Origin of the sequence: Acidaminococcus sp. (assembly GCF_050873445.1) — a bacterium.
Classification (GTDB): Bacteria; Bacillota; Negativicutes; order Acidaminococcales; family Acidaminococcaceae; genus Acidaminococcus.
The window spans coordinates 1-15,381 of record NZ_JBNMIU010000026.1 but is presented as its reverse complement, the minus strand read 5'-3'; the positions used below and the strand labels follow the sequence as shown (position 1 = coordinate 15,381).

The 15,381-nt window shown below is 57.9% G+C and carries 14 protein-coding genes; all 14 read right to left on the bottom strand.

What is annotated here, in order from left to right; genetic code table 11:
- Window positions 1–11: 11 nt before the first annotated feature.
- A complete protein-coding gene (locus tag ACR0QW_RS05915) occupies window positions 12–1,994 on the bottom strand; it encodes a TonB-dependent receptor plug domain-containing protein (protein ID WP_432642791.1) in 1,983 nt (660 codons plus the stop codon).
- A gap of 51 nt (window positions 1,995–2,045) precedes the next feature.
- Window positions 2,046–2,846 (bottom strand): energy transducer TonB, encoded by an 801-nt coding sequence (locus ACR0QW_RS05910; RefSeq protein WP_432642790.1) that lies wholly within the window; start codon window positions 2,844–2,846, stop codon window positions 2,046–2,048.
- A complete protein-coding gene (locus ACR0QW_RS05905; protein WP_432642789.1) occupies window positions 2,833–3,258 on the bottom strand; it encodes an ExbD/TolR family protein in 426 nt (141 codons plus the stop codon). The genes ACR0QW_RS05910 and ACR0QW_RS05905 overlap by 14 nt, the downstream gene beginning before the upstream one ends.
- Window positions 3,255–3,908 (bottom strand): MotA/TolQ/ExbB proton channel family protein, encoded by a 654-nt coding sequence (locus ACR0QW_RS05900; protein WP_432642788.1) that lies wholly within the window; start codon window positions 3,906–3,908, stop codon window positions 3,255–3,257. The genes ACR0QW_RS05905 and ACR0QW_RS05900 overlap by 4 nt, the downstream gene beginning before the upstream one ends.
- Complete coding sequence (locus tag ACR0QW_RS05895) at window positions 3,905–5,647, bottom strand: ABC transporter ATP-binding protein (RefSeq protein WP_432642787.1); 1,743 nt, start codon at window positions 5,645–5,647, stop codon at window positions 3,905–3,907. The genes ACR0QW_RS05900 and ACR0QW_RS05895 overlap by 4 nt, the downstream gene beginning before the upstream one ends.
- 19 nt (window positions 5,648–5,666) lie before the next feature.
- Window positions 5,667–6,446, bottom strand: a complete 780-nt coding sequence (locus ACR0QW_RS05890) for an ABC transporter ATP-binding protein (protein WP_432642786.1) — start codon at window positions 6,444–6,446, stop codon at window positions 5,667–5,669.
- Window positions 6,436–7,437: a FecCD family ABC transporter permease gene (locus ACR0QW_RS05885; RefSeq protein ID WP_432642785.1), complete on the bottom strand. Its 1,002-nt coding sequence runs from the start codon at window positions 7,435–7,437 to the stop codon at window positions 6,436–6,438. The genes ACR0QW_RS05890 and ACR0QW_RS05885 overlap by 11 nt, the downstream gene beginning before the upstream one ends.
- Window positions 7,434–8,423, bottom strand: a complete 990-nt coding sequence (locus ACR0QW_RS05880; protein WP_432642784.1) for an ABC transporter substrate-binding protein — start codon at window positions 8,421–8,423, stop codon at window positions 7,434–7,436. The genes ACR0QW_RS05885 and ACR0QW_RS05880 overlap by 4 nt, the downstream gene beginning before the upstream one ends.
- A gap of 217 nt (window positions 8,424–8,640) precedes the next feature.
- Window positions 8,641–10,542 (bottom strand): TonB-dependent receptor plug domain-containing protein, encoded by a 1,902-nt coding sequence (locus tag ACR0QW_RS05875; protein ID WP_432642783.1) that lies wholly within the window; start codon window positions 10,540–10,542, stop codon window positions 8,641–8,643.
- Window positions 10,543–10,582: 40 nt separating this feature from the next.
- Window positions 10,583–11,047, bottom strand: coding sequence for a YhcH/YjgK/YiaL family protein (locus tag ACR0QW_RS05870; protein ID WP_432642782.1), 465 nt, complete (start codon window positions 11,045–11,047; stop codon window positions 10,583–10,585).
- On the bottom strand, window positions 11,044–11,940 hold the full coding sequence (locus ACR0QW_RS05865) for an amidohydrolase family protein (RefSeq protein WP_432642781.1): 897 nt from the start codon (window positions 11,938–11,940) through the stop codon (window positions 11,044–11,046). Before ACR0QW_RS05865 ends, ACR0QW_RS05870 begins: the two co-directional genes overlap by 4 nt.
- Window positions 11,927–13,348 carry a lipase family protein gene (locus ACR0QW_RS05860; RefSeq protein ID WP_432642780.1) on the bottom strand — a complete coding sequence of 474 codons (1,422 nt, stop codon included), beginning with the start codon at window positions 13,346–13,348 and terminating at the stop codon, window positions 11,927–11,929. Before ACR0QW_RS05860 ends, ACR0QW_RS05865 begins: the two co-directional genes overlap by 14 nt.
- Window positions 13,348–13,968 (bottom strand): hypothetical protein, encoded by a 621-nt coding sequence (locus ACR0QW_RS05855; RefSeq protein WP_432642779.1) that lies wholly within the window; start codon window positions 13,966–13,968, stop codon window positions 13,348–13,350. Before ACR0QW_RS05855 ends, ACR0QW_RS05860 begins: the two co-directional genes overlap by 1 nt.
- Before the next feature lie 92 nt (window positions 13,969–14,060).
- Window positions 14,061–15,188, bottom strand: coding sequence for an NAD(P)/FAD-dependent oxidoreductase (locus ACR0QW_RS05850; RefSeq protein ID WP_432642778.1), 1,128 nt, complete (start codon window positions 15,186–15,188; stop codon window positions 14,061–14,063).
- Window positions 15,189–15,381 lie beyond the last annotated feature (193 nt).

Genomic DNA, 15,381 nt, shown 5'->3' with positions numbered 1-15,381 from the left:
AATTTTCTCCTTTAGAACTTCCATTCAGCACCCGCTCTCCAGATACGGCCATCCGTCCAGATGCTGTCGCTGGCGTCGAATTTCTTGTTGAACAGGTTGTCGATGCCCGCATACAGGGACAGATTGCCGATGTTCTTCGTCACCACGAAGTTGGTCAGGCTGTAGGAATACGATTCCTTGTTGGCACTGGTCAGGTAGTTCTGGAACCACTGGTTGTACAGAGTAGCCGTCCATGGATCCTTCTTTGCATCGGTCCAGGACAGTTCCACCGTACCGGTGTTCAGGGCCCGTCCGGTAAGACGCGCATTGGTATTGCCGTCCCGGGCATCCAGATAGGTATAGTTGGCCCGTGCATTCCAGTGCTTGTCAAATTTGTATCGGGTTTCAGCTTCCACGCCCTGCAGCGTAGCCTTATCCACGTTCCGGTACGTATTCAGGATCGTCATGACCCCGCCGCTGAAGCTGCGGGAAACAAGTTCAGAATCGATCAGGTTGGACACTTTATTGTGGAAGTAGGTCAGCTTGCCCGCAGCCTTGCCTTTCTCCCCTTCCAGACTGATATCGAAGTTCGTGGATTTTTCCGGCTGCAGATCCGGATTCCCGGTCACAACGACCCGCATCCGGGCAATGGGTGTATGGATCATGTTGGAATACAGCTCAAAAATGGTAGGCGCCCGGAAAGCCTTGCCATAGTTCACCTTGACCCGGCTGGCCCTGCTCAGGTTATAGGTCAGTCCGGCCCGGGGCGACCATTCGCTGCCGAAGCTGTCGTGGTGGTCGAACCGGACGGACGGTACGAAGAACAGCTTGTCCCCCAGCTTCATTTCATCTTCCACATAGAAGGAATAAGAATTCTGGCTGGCAGAACCATAGGGACTGGACATGCCCAGATAGTACTCCGTCCGAGTACCGCCGTCGGCATTGGCGAACCGGGTACCGCCGGCCTTCTGATTCTTGAATTCCATTCCGTAGGTCAGGGTATTGTTCTGATCCATCCTGTAGGTGTTCTTGGCTTCGTTCACCCAGGTGGAGTACCGGGCATGGTTGAAATCATCCCATGCTGTTTCCGTACGGGTTCGGCCCACCTTCCCCAGGCGGTCGTAATAGGACTGGATTTCCCAGTCGTTTTTCTTGTCAAAGCCGTAGAACTTCACATGGTAATCCAGCCGGTTGTTGTCGTAATAACTGGTGGTAGTACCAGCTGTGGTGCCGCCGCTCAGACTGGTCAGCTGTTCCTTCATGAAGCCGGCGCCAAATTCCAGGCCGGTGTGATCATTGAATCGATAATCCCCGTTAAAGGAAAAATTCCGGCGGGGACCAAACATGTTGGTGCTGCCTTCCTTGTCCTCTTTCCGGACTTTGGTCAGGTTGAAGTCGAAATTCATATTCAGTTTGCCCAGATCACCGGTGGAGAAGCCGCCATAGACGGAGGATTCCAGGCTGCCCAGATGAGTTCCTGCATATCCGCCCTGGGGTTTGTTCTTTTTGGTGATGATGTTGATCACACCGCCGGTGGCATCACTGCCCCATACGGCAGAACCGGAACCCCGAAGGATTTCGATGCGGTCAATGTCGTTCACATTGATCCGGTCCAGTTCATAGGCATTCATGGTGCTGGCGGAGTCTTCTCCGGCGATCCGGCGGCCATCCACCAGGATCAGGGTTTCCGTACTGCCCATCCCCCGGATGCTCACGTTGTTCCCCACCATGGACGTCCCGTTCCGGGATACATCCAGGCTGGTGGCATTCTTCAGGGCATCCCGCACATTGTAGGCACCCAGTTTCTTCATTTCGTCCGCTTTGATCACCTGGACGGACATGGGAACTTTTTTTTCCTCCAGCTTGGAACGGGTGGCCGTGACCACGGTTTCTCCCAGATCATAATTTTCCAGATCATCGCTGGAAGCTTCGGCGCCGCAGATGCTGGCGCCCCCCAGCAGGATGGCCATCCCGATGGCCAGGCCCACTCTTCTCTTCAACCATGCATTGTTCATTCTCATTCTCCTTTATAATGGCATTATAAGTAAAGACTCCCCATTGCTTCCCTAGTGTAAGCCAAAGACGAAGGTCTTGGTGGCATAGCACCGCACCGGGATCCCCTGTTTCTCGGCCGGCTCAAACTGGTACGTATAGGCCGCTTCCACGGCTGCCGCATCCATAGCTCCATACCCGGAGCCGGAAATCACCGAAGCACTTTCTACGGAACCATCCCTGCCTACCACCATCTGGACACGGACCCGGCCCTGAATGCCATGGCTGCGCAGAGCATCCGGGTATTCCGGCGTATCACCGCTGAGAAACGCAGGTGATACATCCGGCTGGATGGCGTCCGTGTCAAAGTCGGGCCCATCCCCGGGTCCATCCGGCCCTGCCGGTCCGGGCGGTTCATCTGGGCTTCCGTCCGGGTTCCCGCCGCCAGGATCTCCCCCGTTCAGGCTGCCCCCATTGGAATCTCCTGTACTGGTGGCAGCCGCCGAAACCGCTCCGCTGCTGGCAGCCGTCTCCGCCGCCGGGCTGCCTGCCGGCACCTTCTGCTGTACTTCTCCATCGGGGATAGCGTCCTCTGGCGGAGCCTGGATGGGCACAGCCGGAGCCGCTGCAGATGCGGACTGCGGGGCCTGGGCAGGGTTACTGGGAGCCGGCGGACTGCCGTTCCCCGAGCGGGGTGCCGCTGCCGCACCAAACCCGTGATAGGGACTGCCTCCCACGATGTTCACGGTGTAAACGGGATCCTGGACTTTCTCCGCCTGGTAAGAGTGATATCCTGCCGCACCGATCAGCAGGAAAAACACCACATGAGCACCCAGAGAAGTCAGCAGTCCCTTTCCTCCATCATGGATTGCCATGGGCATCCGACCCCTTTTCCGCAGCCAGCCCCACCCGGGTGATTCCGGCAGCCTTGCAGGCATCCAGTAGGCCCAGTACCTTCTGGTAAGGAACCCTCCCATCCCCGTAGATCACCATGGAGAACCGGGGATTCCCGGCCGCAGCCTTCCTGGCCTGATCGATCAGGGCCTGTCGGGCAATGGGCGTAGTGCCCAGATACAGGCTGCCGTCTTCCTTCACCGCCACATTGAAGCGGCTCTCCTGCTGGAGCTGAGCCTGAGTGGCCGCCGGCAGCTGTACCGGCACCGTCTTCACCTCGCTCATGTTCATGGTGGTGACAATGAAAAACACCAGCAGCAGGAAGCTCATGTCGATCATGGGGCTGATCATGATGCCGATTTCGCGCTTCTTCCGATTCCGCAGCCTGATCATGCGCGCCTCCGTTCCGGATGGCAGCACACAGTGCAGGTTTCCTTCTTGCGGACGGCTTCCAGCAGGGTATTGCCCATTTCCTCGATGTTCAGGGTAATGGCCTTCATCCGCCGTTCAAAATACCCGTGGAAGCATACGGCCACAATGGAGATACACAGACCGAACACAGTGGTGATCAGGGCTTCCGCCAGTCCGCCGGTGACCGCCATAGGATTTTCCATCCGCTGGGTAATGTGATTGAAAGCCCCCATCATGCCGGTAACCGTGCCCAACAGGCCCAGTACCGGTGCCAGGGTCACGATGATGTTCAGATAGGGCAGGTTCTGTTCGAACTTGTCCAGAGCACGTTCCGCCCGGTAGCTGATGAAGTTTTCCAGGAACTCATAATTCTCGTGCCGTTCCATGACGATGGTGGCCAGTTTGGCGATTTCTCCCCGGGTCCGGTCCGCCAGCTGTTTGGCGGCATCCCAGTTGTTCTCTTCAACAAAAGTACAGAACTCCTTGGTAAATTCCCGGCCGCTGTCCGCTTTTCTAAAATACAGGGTCCGTTCCACCCCGATGGCAATGGCTGAAATGGAACAGACCAGCAGGGGCCACATGACCCAGCCCCCTTTAATGAAATAATCCATACCTGCTGTAAACAGATTCATTCGTTTTCCCTCTTTCTTTCCGTCGGGGGCATGGCCCCGGTTTCCTTCTGCCACAGACGATAAAAAGCTCCCCGTTTTTCCAGCAGCTCCCGGGGAGAGCCCTGTTCGATGATCCGTCCCTTTTCCAGGACGTAGATGACATCCACCTGCCGCACTGTACTCAGCCGATGGGCGATGACAATGGTGGTCCGGCCATCGGCCAGCTGATCCAGTTGTTTCTGTACCACGGCTTCCGTAGCGTTATCCAGCGCTGACGTTGCTTCATCCAGCACCACCACAGGCGCATCTTTCAGGAAGGCCCGGGCCAGAGCCAGCCGCTGCCGCTGTCCCCCGGACAGTTTTACCCCCCGCTCGCCGATCTCGGTGGCAAAGGCTTCCGGCATATCCTGGATAAAATCCAGGGCACAGGCTGCTTCTGCCGCCTCCCTGATTTTCCGATCCGACCGTGTAAAATCCCCATAGGCGATGTTATGCCGGATGGAATCGGAGAACAGGAATACATCCTGCTGTACCAGCCCGATCTGCCGACGGACACTGTTCCGGTTGTACCGGCTCAGATTGTGACCGTCCAGCAGGATGCTGCCTTCTGTGGGATCGTAGAAGCGCAGCAGCAGACTGCTGAGCGTGGTCTTTCCGGCACCGGTAGCTCCCACAAAGGCAGCTTTCTGTCCCGGTTCCAGGGTAAAATCCACATGCTGGAGTACGGTTTTCCCTCCCCCGTATTGAAAAGAAACGTTCCGGAACTGGAGTTTTCCCCGGACCGGCGGCAGGTCGGGAAGATTTTCTCCGCTTTCTTCCGGTTCCTGCATCAGCTGATAGAACCGCCGGAATCCGGCCATGCTTTTCTGATAGGTTTCCACGAACAGGGTCAGCTTCATCACCGGTTTGATGAACACACCCACATACAGGAAGAACGCCACCAGATCGCCCAGATCCATGGTCCCCCGGGCCATCCGCCATGCCCCCACCAGCAGAATCACCAGATTGATGCTGTTGGTGAACAGGTTCACACTGGCGCTGAAATAGGCCCGCACCCGGAAGGAATCCATCCGGGCGTCCAGGTAATTCCGGGCAGCCCGGGCGAAGCTGCTGAAGTTGTGCCGCTCGGCGGTAAAAGCTTTGACCATGCGGATCCCGTTCAGATCTTCCTCGCCCAGGGCGGAGAGATGTCCGAATTCTTTGCGGACCTCCCTGAAACTGTCCCGCAGTTTCAGGTTGATCCAGATGGTATGGAGGGCCTTCCCGGCCATGAGCAGCGTGACCACCATACCCAGGAACGGGTCCATCCGCAGCAGCAGGAAAATGGTCCCGGTCAGGCTGAACACACAGACCAGCAGGTCGTTGGGAATCCGGGAGGCCAGATCCCCGGTCTCAGCCACATCTCCGGTCAGGGTAGCCAGCAGCTGCCCGGTCCTGGCCCGGTCGAAGAAAGCAAAGGGCAGATTCTGGAGATGCCGGAACAGATCTTCCCGCAGATCGTTTTCCATGCGGGCACTGAGGACGCCGCTGCCGTAGGAAATGCCATACAGCAGCAGGAAATTCAATAAATAAGCCAGCCCCAGCCAAACGCACCACCACAGGATTCGCTGCCACTCACCCTGGGGCAGTTCCTCCCGCAGGATATGCCGGACGCCCCAGGGGAAAATCAGTTCCAGTACGGCTCCGGCCATGGCTCCCAGGGCAATGAGGCCCACCAGCCTTTTCTGTTTGCTGTAGTACGATAAGAAATAAGTTAGCATAGACTACCTCGCAGACCCATTACGGGATCTCTCCGTAAACCAGAACGGGGCGTTTCCGACCCGGCAGCCGGACCACCTGGCAGTCCACCTGGTACACTTCCTTCATCATGCGGGGTGTGATGACGTCTTCCGGCGGTCCTTCCGCATACTTTTTCCCATCCTTGATCACCACGATCCGGTCACTGACCTCCAGGGCCTGACCCAGATCATGGAGTACCATCACAATGCCCAGTCCGTTTTCCCGGTTCAGCTTCTTCACCAACTGCATCACTTCCAGCTGGTAAGAAATATCCAGAAAAGTGGTGGGTTCGTCCAGGAACAGGATGTCCGGCTGCTGGGCCAGTACTGTAGCAATCCAGACCCGCTGGGCTTCCCCGCCGGAACAGGCGCTCAGTGTCTTTTCCCTCAGTTTCCAGACGCCGGTGGCCTTCATGGCCCAGTCCACCACCCTGTCATCCTCGGCCGAATTGCCCCCGTGCCAGTTCTGGTAGGGTACCCGTCCGAAGCTGACCAGATCCCGCACGGTAAAATCCGGAGGGACCTGGTGCTGCTGGGGCAGGATGCCCACCTGCCGGGCAAAATCTCTGGAAGCGATTTCCGTCAGCGGCACACCGTTGCAGGTCACAATGCCCTTGCGGCAGGGCAGCAGACGGGTCAGAGTCTTCAGCACTGTGGATTTGCCGGAACCGTTGGGCCCCACGAAGGTGACGATTTCTCCCTGGCGGACCGTAATATCGAAATCCTGCAGCACCACCCGGTTTTCGTATCCCAGCCCCAGGTGATTTCCTTTAATTTCCACGGACTTTTCCTCCTTTCCGCAGCATGTACAGGAAAAACGGGCCGCCGGTCATGGCCATGATGACCCCCACCGGGATTTCCATGCCCGGGATCAGGATCCGGCCCACCGTGTCAGCCGCCAGGAGGACGATGCCGCCCAGCAGAGCCGCCACCGGCAGCAGGCTGCGATAATCCGCTCCGCCCAACATCCGGGCCATATGGGGGACCACCAGTCCCACGAAGCCGATCATCCCGGCCACAGCCACCGTAGCCGCAGCCAGGAAAGCTCCCACTGCTGAAATCAGGATTCGCAGCAGGTTCACATTCACTCCCAGACTGGAAGCCATTTCGTCCCCCAGCTGCAGGATGTTGGCACTTTTGATGCAGGCGGCGCCGCACAGAAGGCCGATGGCTGAATAAACAGCCACGGTATAGACCTGTTCCCAGCCCCTTCCGGACAGGCTGCCATTCAGGAAGCCCAGCACATTGGACAGATTGTCCGCATTCAGCAGCTGCAGGAAGGAGGTATACGCCCCCAGGACCGTATTGATGGCTACCCCGGACAGAACGATCCGTACCGGATCCACCCCGTTTTTCCAGGCCATCACGTAAATCAGCACGCAGGCCAGCAGGGCGCCGCCAAAGGCGAACAGGGGCACAGCCGAAAACAATCCGGGTGCCAGCAGCAGGATGGTGGTGGCCGCTGTAGCCGCCCCCGCCGAAACCCCGATGATACCCGGGTCGGCCAGAGGATTGCGCATGACCGCCTGAAGCAGGGCTCCTGATACAGAAAGAGAAGCACCCACCAGGATGGACATAAGGATCCTGGGCAGCCGCAGGTTCACCACCACCAGATGGATGGTCCGGTCGTCGTTCCACAGTCCTTCCAGGATCCGGGCCGGCGAGAACCAGGCACTGCCCAGGCCCAGGGCCAGCAGTGCGAGGACCGCCAGTACCAGAGCAGCCAAAAGGCACAGAACTGCCGTACGGCCCCGTCCGAAAGACCGGTTCACGCCCGGCCTGCTTTCAGTGCCGCCAGCCGTTTGAACAGATCCTGGAACTGATCGATTTCATCCAGCCCGCCGGATACGGCAAACCATTTGGGCAGGTAGAGCACCTGCCTGTTCCGGATGGCGGAGAAGTGATTCCAGTAATCGGCGTGTTCGGCGAATTCCTTTTCCATGGCGGCCTGCTGTTCCTGTTCCCCGGCCATGGCGGACACGCACACAATCAGATCCGGGTCATAGGAAAGAGCCTTTTCCCGATCCATGGTCACCATGGTACCCCCGCCCGCCGGCGCTACATTGGTAAAGCCCAGCAGCCGGAACATGGAACCTGCGGTGCCATTCTGATTCTGCAGATAGAACTGGGGCGGAGCAGCCTGGAGTACCATGACCTTCTTCCCCTGATTCTGCAGTTTCTGCTGCTGCAGCTGATTTTCCAGCCCGGCGAACTTCTCCCTGATTTCTCTGCCCGCAGCCGTATCTTTGCCGAAGGCATCCACCAGGATCAGCGTCATTTCCTTCACGGAATCATAGGAGACGGCGGGACCCGCATCCACGTAATACACCGGAATCTTTTCCCGCTCCAGGATCTTTCCGTACGTATCTTTGGCGTGGTACCCCACAATCACCAGATCCGGTTTCAGGGCGATGACCCCTTCCATGTCGATGTTGGAGCGCATGCCTGTCTGGAACAGCCTGGCATTCTTTTTCAAGTCATCCGGCCACTGGATGATCCTGGTATCCGGGATACCCACCTGATTCACGCCCAAAGCGTGGAGGGTGAGTACCGGCGTATTGGTCAGGGAAACCACCCGTTCCGGCTTTTTTGGCAGTTTCAGGCTGCCGGTGATCCCGTACTGACCCAGGCTTTTGGCGTAAGGGATCTCGATGGCCGTATCCTGTTTTGCTGCAGATTCCTGTTTTTGAGCGCCGCACCCGAAAATCCCCAGGGCCATCAGGCAGAGCGCCCCCATCATCATCCATTTTTTGTTCATGAATTAGTTTCTCCTAACTTTATGGTAGTGTTTATTTATGAATTATTCGCTCATGCATCACATTTAGTTAGTGTTGTCTAACTAAATGTGATGTAACTATACCATACTGTTAAAAAAATGTCAAAAGGGGTGTGAAAAAATCCTTTTTCACACCCCGTCACTAGTCACTGATTTCTGGCCAATGGAGACCGGCCAATGATGGTACATCCCCTTCTTGTCACCACTTCATCTCGACCCCGGCCGTCCAGGTCCGTCCGTAGATCCCCATCAGATCCTCCGGCCCGAACTGTTTGTCGAACAGGTTGTCCACTCCCAGCCGCAGAGTGGTCCGATGCCCCAGATCCTTCACGGCATGGAAACCCGTCAGGCTGTAGGTATACTGCCGGCCATCGTCATTCAGGTAATCCCGATACCACCGGTTGTCCAGGGTCAGAGTCCAGGGATGGGCACCGCCGTCCTTCCAGCTCAATTCCACATTGCCGCTGCTGCGTGCATCCCCGGTAAGCCGACTGCGGTCCTGCCGGTTCCGGGCATCCAGATACGTATACCCGGCCCCCAGGCTCCAGCGGCGGTCAAAGGCGTACTTCCCTTCCGCCTCCACTCCCTGGGTCTTGGCCTGGCGGATGTTGTCATAACGATAATGGAGACGGCCGCCGTAAAAGCCCAGCAGCCGGGTCCGGATGCTGTCATCGATCCGGTTGTGGAAATAACGGATGCTGCCGTCCGCCCTGCCCCGCTGCATTTCCATAGCCAGGTCGAAGTCCCGGGATTTTTCCGGCCGCAGATCCGGATTCCCGTCCACTTCGTATACCATGCCCATGGCCCGTTCCATGCGGGCATACAGCTCAAAAATAGTGGGAGCCCGATAACCCCGGCCGTAGTTTGTCTTTACCCACAGGCCAGGGGTCATCTTCCAGGCAAGCCCGGCCCGGGGAGACCAGCGGCCGCCGGAGCTCTGGTAATGGTCGTAGCGGAGCCCGGGTACGAAATACAGGCTGCTGCCCAGGCTCCATTCGTCCTGCAGATAGGCCCCTCCTGTCTCCACCTGAGCCGAAGACCAGGGCTTCCCCAGTCCGCTGTCCCATTCCTGCCGGTAGTTCCCCGTACCCCGGCCCATGCGGGTTCCGCCGGCCTTTTCCTGCCGGTACTCCGCCCCGTAAGTCAGGGTATGCCGTGCATTGGCCGTATAGGTATCCTTAACGTCAGCACCCCAGGTCCGGTACTGACTGTGGTCGAAATCCCGTCCCAGAAAAGGCGTAGCCGTATGGGATTCCTTCCCCAGCCGATTGGTGTACAGCAGCACCCCGTAGTCATTTCGGGCATCACTGCCGCTGTAGCGCAGATGGTAATCCTGCCGGTTGTTATCATTCCATTCCCGGCTGGCTGCAGTACTGTAACCGTGCATGGGCAGCCGTCCCGCCGACGTGTCCTGGCGCAGCTGTTCCCGCAGGTACGAAGCCCCGAATTCCAGACTGCGGCTTTGATCGAACTGGTAGGTTCCGGTAATGTCCAGGAACCGCCGGGGACCGTAGAAATTGGAATAACCTCCGTTGGTTTCCTTCCGCAGGTCCTGGAGCTTGGCATCCACCTGCAGGTCCAGCTTACCCAGTCTGCCCGTGGAAAATCCTCCGTACACCGTCTTTTCCCTAGTACCGGTCCGGGTTCCTGCATAGCCCCCTTCCCGGCCGGGTTTCCGGGTAAAGATCTGGATGACGCCGCCCATGGCGTCACTGCCGTACAGAGCCGAAGCCGTACCCCGCACCACTTCGATGCGCCGGACCCGGTCCAGGTTCAGCCGGTTCAGTTCATACACGTTCATGGTCTGGGGCGAATCTTCACCGGCCAGCCGCCGGCCGTCCACCAGGATCAGAGTACTGCCGTTGCCCATGCCCCTCAGGGACACTTTGTTTCCAGCCATGCCCCCCTCCGTCACATTCAGTCCCGGGATCCGCTCCAGGGCCTCCCGCACTGTCAGGGCCCCCGTCTTTTCCCAGTCTTTGGACGTCAGTACCGTTACCCCGGCCGGCACCCGGTCTTCTCCAGTGGCATTCCGGGTGGCCGTGATCACGATTTCCCGGGGTGCCGCCTGGATTGCCGGGCAAAACAACAGTGCCAGCACAGGGATTCCTCCCCACAACAGCTTCCTTTTTCTCATGGGATCAGGCCCGCACCTTTACCACGATTTTTTTCACGGTCTCCGGACCTTCTCCGAACCAGCAGTTGGGCCGATGGACTTCCCAGGGGAAGAAGATGGCAAAATCGCCCTTTTCCAGCTTGACGAAATTCTCTTTCCGGGTGGTTCCGTAGAACACCACATCGTCTTTTTCCCGGCGGTCTTCCGTCAGATTGCCGGCGTTTTCCACATCGGTATAGCCGATGGCTTCCCGCCCGGCCCCCAGGATCTGGATGTCAATGTACCTGAAATGCTTTTCCGGCCGCCGGTCCTGCACCGGTTCCGTTTCATAGGTATTCACGCTGGCGAAGATGTCTTCCCCGTCCAGCAGCTTCCTGCCATCGGGCAGTGCCGTCACGTCCACCTGCTTCAGGAGTTCCAGGGCTTTCCTTACATTGCCTGCCACCTGGGGCAGCAGCCGGTCCAGTTGTTCCAACGTGCCTGTAATCATTGATTCTCCTCCTCTTTGGGCAGCAGCGCCTGCAGTTTGCTGTAGACTCGCAGGGCATTGTCATAGAAAAATTCCTGATGGTGTTCTGCCGGCACCACCAGCTTCATGGTATCGATGTAGCTGCGGATGTTAATGAGCGGCCAGTCGGTGCCGTAGAGCACCTTGTCATACCGGTCCACATAGTCCAGCCACATGCGCAGATAACGGAAATAATCCCGGTGTTTCTCATAGAACTGGGCCCCGTCGAACTTCCCTTCCAGCAGGCCGGACAGATCCACATATACATTGGGGTTCTTGGCCACCACTTCCATGGCGTCCAGGATCCAGGGATTGCCGCAGTGGGCAATGACGAACTTCACCCGGGGGAACTGGCTGGCCACCTCATCGATGGTCAGGGGATGGGCATATTTCAGCATGCCATGGCCCCCGGCCGTATCCCCGGTATGGAACACCACCGGCACATCGTAGGCTTCTGCCAGTTCGTACAGAGGGAAATGGACCGGATCATAGGCGTACACCTGGCAGTAGCCGGTGTAGATCTTGATGCCCACGCACTGGGGCGTCTTCAGCAGCTGTTCGAATTCCAGGGCGGTCTGCTGGCAGTTGCCGTCATTCAGGGCTTCGCTTTCCACCCCGGCGCAGTAGGCGATTTCTTTGGGCTGATTGTATTCCGTCAGGGAGAAATCCCCGGCCAGGTCGGGTACCCGGGGCGTAACGCCCCCAAAGAACGACGGCCAGATCGGTGCATTTCCCATGGCTACGCTCATGACCACATTATTTTCCTTACAGGATTTCAGGTAGTTCTCCACCGTATTCTCATGGCCTGCAGCCCTGGCGTCCTGGTCAAAAGCCTCACAGCGGAAAAAATGCATATGGGCATCAATGATTTTCATTTGGATTCCCCTCTTCTCGTAAAAATATCCATAATGGTTCCTGCCGGCTTTCTTCCGGCAGGACTTTCTGCAGGGCAACTTTCTGTTTTTCCCACAGAGCCAAAGTGCTCTGCAGTACGCCCTGCCCAAAGCGCACCCGGGTACTGCCAGTCCCCAGCATGTGGACGCCGCCGGGGTGGAGTCCCAGGATTTCCTGACCCAGCTGGATGGACCATTTGTCCGTCTGTCCCACCCGCTGCCGGTCGATCTGGCTCACCACCAGAAGATCAGCACCGGTCTGCCGGGCCTTCTGTCTCCATTCTTCCTGGGGCCAGGGCATATTGCCCTCTGCCCGGTGCCTGTAGGAAAGCACCACGTACCGGGGCAGCAGGCTGCGGTATTCATCCAGCAGGAACTGGCCCAGGTCCGGGGAATAGCGGGTATCGGCTCCATGGTCCTGGCTAATCAGTACCAGGGCCACCAGCGGCCCCTTTTCTTCCCGTTTTTCCATGGGCACCGGCTGCCAGATTCTTTTTTTCTCAGCCTGTTCCCGCTGGGTATAATACTCCTTCACCGCCAGATCCAGATAATAGGAAATGGGATGCTGGTAATCGGTATATTTGCCGGAAAGGGTGAATTCTTTTTTCTTTCCGAACTGCTCATACCCTTTGCAGAAGGTCTGGAGCGCGCCGGGCACCGGGTCCAGGGACGTGACCACCCGTTCCAGGCGCAGCCGTTCCCCCTCCTGCCGTGCAAAAGCTCCGTTCCCCACGGCAGGGGCCCCAAAGGTGATCACCGACAGCTGGGACGGAGCCACGCCCTGCTCCAGCAGTTCACTGCCCAGCAGGGTGGCCCCGGCGCCGCCCAGGCTGTGGCCGGTAAGCAGCAGCTTCTCGTCGGGATGGGTTTTGTAGAAGGCCGCCAGGTCTTCGGTGCTGCCGTCCCCATCCACATCCAGAGGCTGGGAAAGGACTGCCCGGGCATATCTGAGAAAGCCTTCGTGGACGGCCGGTTCCGTTTCCGCAGAAGCCGTTACAGGATTCCCTGCGGGGAAGGAGACCTTGCGGGTCTTCAAGTTCAGCTGCCAGTCCTTTTGGGAGGCAGTGCCCCGCAGGGCCAGCACCGTCCAGTTCTTCCCATGGATGGGCCGGTTGCTCCGGGCCAGGGTAAAATGGACTTCCGTGTCCCCATCCTTCACCGTGCAGGGCGTCAGCTTCCATCCATAGTCTGCCAGATACCGGTTCTCCAGGCTGCTGCCTGATTTGTAGCTGCCGGCACAGACCGCAGCCGCCATAGCCGTCCGGGCGGCCTCTTTCACCGGCTGATCAGGTGCCGCTGCTCCCAGACACAAGCGGGGCACCGCCAGGCAGGCCAGGATCAGTCCCTGCCAGGGCCAGTGCCCCTTGCCAGTTTGCCTGAAAAGCCCCATCAGACTTTGGGATTCCGGGCATTCAGTTCCCGCAGATCCGGCTGGCTCAGGCGGATGTACGCCGGGCCATCCAGCAGGCTGCCCAGTTCGTCCGTCTGGAACAGGATGGAAATGCTGCCGTCCGGATTCAGGAAGAAGTCCTCCGGTACCCGGGTGACTTTTTTATCCGGATGGATCCTGACATCGTTGCTGTTGTAGCACTGGCTGGCCAGATACCCGTTCAGATCCGCCACGGTCACCCGCACAAAGGCGGACAAGGGCAGCCGGGTACCGCTGGCCAGTTCGTAGACCACGCCGGAAGTCCTCACCCTGTTTTCATTCCCCTCAGAGCGCAGGTCACTGAGCACCAGAGAAACCAGCTGGTTGTCCTCGTATTTTGTTTCGTACCAGGTCCGTCCGGAAGTAAATTTCCGGTCTACGAAACCGGCACGGAAGTCATCCATGAACAACTTGATATCTTTATTGATCAGGGCATCGGCCTTTTTGTTCTTCGTTTTCACCACGGGCCAGGTCATTTCCAGATCGGCGATCTGGGCCTGTTCGCTTTCCACCCTGGCGAAAGCCGGCATGGAAAGGCTCATACAAAGGGCCAGAGCCGCCAACATCGCTTTTTTCCACATAGGTCACACGCTCCTTTTCGCTGCATGATTATGGGTATAGTATAGCACAAAGAAGGAGCCGCCGCATGTGCGGCAACCCCTTCTTCCCTTCCTTATTCCTTCACCTGATCCACTGCGAACCTTGCAATGGCCAGGCTGGCCGTCAGTCCCGGTGATTCGATGCCCACCAGGTCGATCAGGTTGGGCAGGCCCCGTCCAGCTTCATTAGTAATCACGAAATCCGTCCATTTTCCGCCGGGTTTCATGGTCTTGGGCCGGATGCCTGCCATATCCGGATTCAGGTCCTCCCGCTCCACAAAAGGCAGATAGCTGCGGGCTGCCTGGTAGAACTGCTCCAGATGGGATGGATCCACATTGTAATCGGTCTTGCTGTCCACGTATTCCGCACTAGGCCCCATCTTGCCCATGCCGTCCAGGCTCTTGGTCATGTGGATGCCCAGGCCTTTCAGGTTCCGTGCGGGAGGCGGGTACACCAGGTGCTGGATCAGCCGTGCCTTGCCCGGAGCCAGGGAGAAGTATTCCCCTTTGCAGGGATAGATCCGGTACCCGGCTGCATCGATGTCGATGCCCAGCTGCTGAGGAATGGCATCGCTGTACAGACCGGCGCAGTTAAACAGTACCTTTGTCTCCAGGTCCCCTTCTCCCTCCGGGTTCCGGTAATGGACCACATAGCCATGCTCTCCTTTTTTCACCTGCAGCACCTCATGGGCGTAGCACAGCAGTACTCCCTGTGCTTCCGCCATGCCTTCCAGCCGGGCCATGAGCTGATGGGAATCGATGATACCGGTGGTTTCCGAGAACAGCCCGCCGGTGGCTTCGATATGGGGTTCCAGCTGATGGACTTCGGCCGCATCCAGGTAGCGCAGACCCGGTACCCCGTTGGCCTGGCCCTGTTCATAGATTTTCTTCACTGCGGCTTCTTCCTCACTGTTGCGGGTAATGATAATCTTGCCCAGTTTCTTGTGGGGCACTTGATGGGCTTCGCAGAATTGGTACAGCAGCCGATTGCCTTCCACGCACAGTTTCGCCTTTAGGGAACCGGTGGGATAGTACATACCCCCGTGGATCACCTCACTGTTCCGGCTGGAAGTTTCCTGGCCGAACCGGCCGTATTTCTCCACCAGCAGGATTTCCCGGTCCGGGCAGCGGCGGCTCATTTCCACGGCCACGGCCAGGCCCACTACCCCGGCCCCGACAATCACAACATCCGTTTGATCCATGGCTTACCCTTCTTTCATTTTATGGTAGTTATAACATTTTCATTATAGCACGAAAAGGGGCTGTGAAATAATGGTCCCATGAAAACGAGAAAGGACTTTCGATTCTTGCGAACCGAAAGTCCTTTTTCGTGTTAGAATTTAACTGACATGAAAAACCTAACTGTGTATTATAATACTCCCAAGCAGGGAATTT

Excerpts from the sequence above, each read along its gene's own strand:
- ACR0QW_RS05915 (WP_432642791.1), bottom strand. The coding sequence starts at position 1,994 with ATGAACAATGCATGGTTGAAGAGAAGAGTGGGCCTGGCCATCGGGATG.
- ACR0QW_RS05910 (WP_432642790.1), bottom strand. The coding sequence starts at position 2,846 with ATGGCAATCCATGATGGAGGAAAGGGACTGCTGACTTCTCTGGGTGCT.
- ACR0QW_RS05905 (WP_432642789.1), bottom strand. The coding sequence starts at position 3,258 with ATGATCAGGCTGCGGAATCGGAAGAAGCGCGAAATCGGCATCATGATC.
- ACR0QW_RS05900 (WP_432642788.1), bottom strand. The coding sequence starts at position 3,908 with ATGAATCTGTTTACAGCAGGTATGGATTATTTCATTAAAGGGGGCTGG.
- ACR0QW_RS05895 (WP_432642787.1), bottom strand. The coding sequence starts at position 5,647 with ATGCTAACTTATTTCTTATCGTACTACAGCAAACAGAAAAGGCTGGTG.
- ACR0QW_RS05880 (WP_432642784.1), bottom strand. The coding sequence starts at position 8,423 with ATGAACAAAAAATGGATGATGATGGGGGCGCTCTGCCTGATGGCCCTG.
- ACR0QW_RS05870 (WP_432642782.1), bottom strand. The coding sequence starts at position 11,047 with ATGATTACAGGCACGTTGGAACAACTGGACCGGCTGCTGCCCCAGGTG.
- ACR0QW_RS05865 (WP_432642781.1), bottom strand. The coding sequence starts at position 11,940 with ATGAAAATCATTGATGCCCATATGCATTTTTTCCGCTGTGAGGCTTTT.
- ACR0QW_RS05860 (WP_432642780.1), bottom strand. The coding sequence starts at position 13,348 with ATGGGGCTTTTCAGGCAAACTGGCAAGGGGCACTGGCCCTGGCAGGGA.
- ACR0QW_RS05855 (WP_432642779.1), bottom strand. The coding sequence starts at position 13,968 with ATGTGGAAAAAAGCGATGTTGGCGGCTCTGGCCCTTTGTATGAGCCTT.
- ACR0QW_RS05850 (WP_432642778.1), bottom strand. The coding sequence starts at position 15,188 with ATGGATCAAACGGATGTTGTGATTGTCGGGGCCGGGGTAGTGGGCCTG.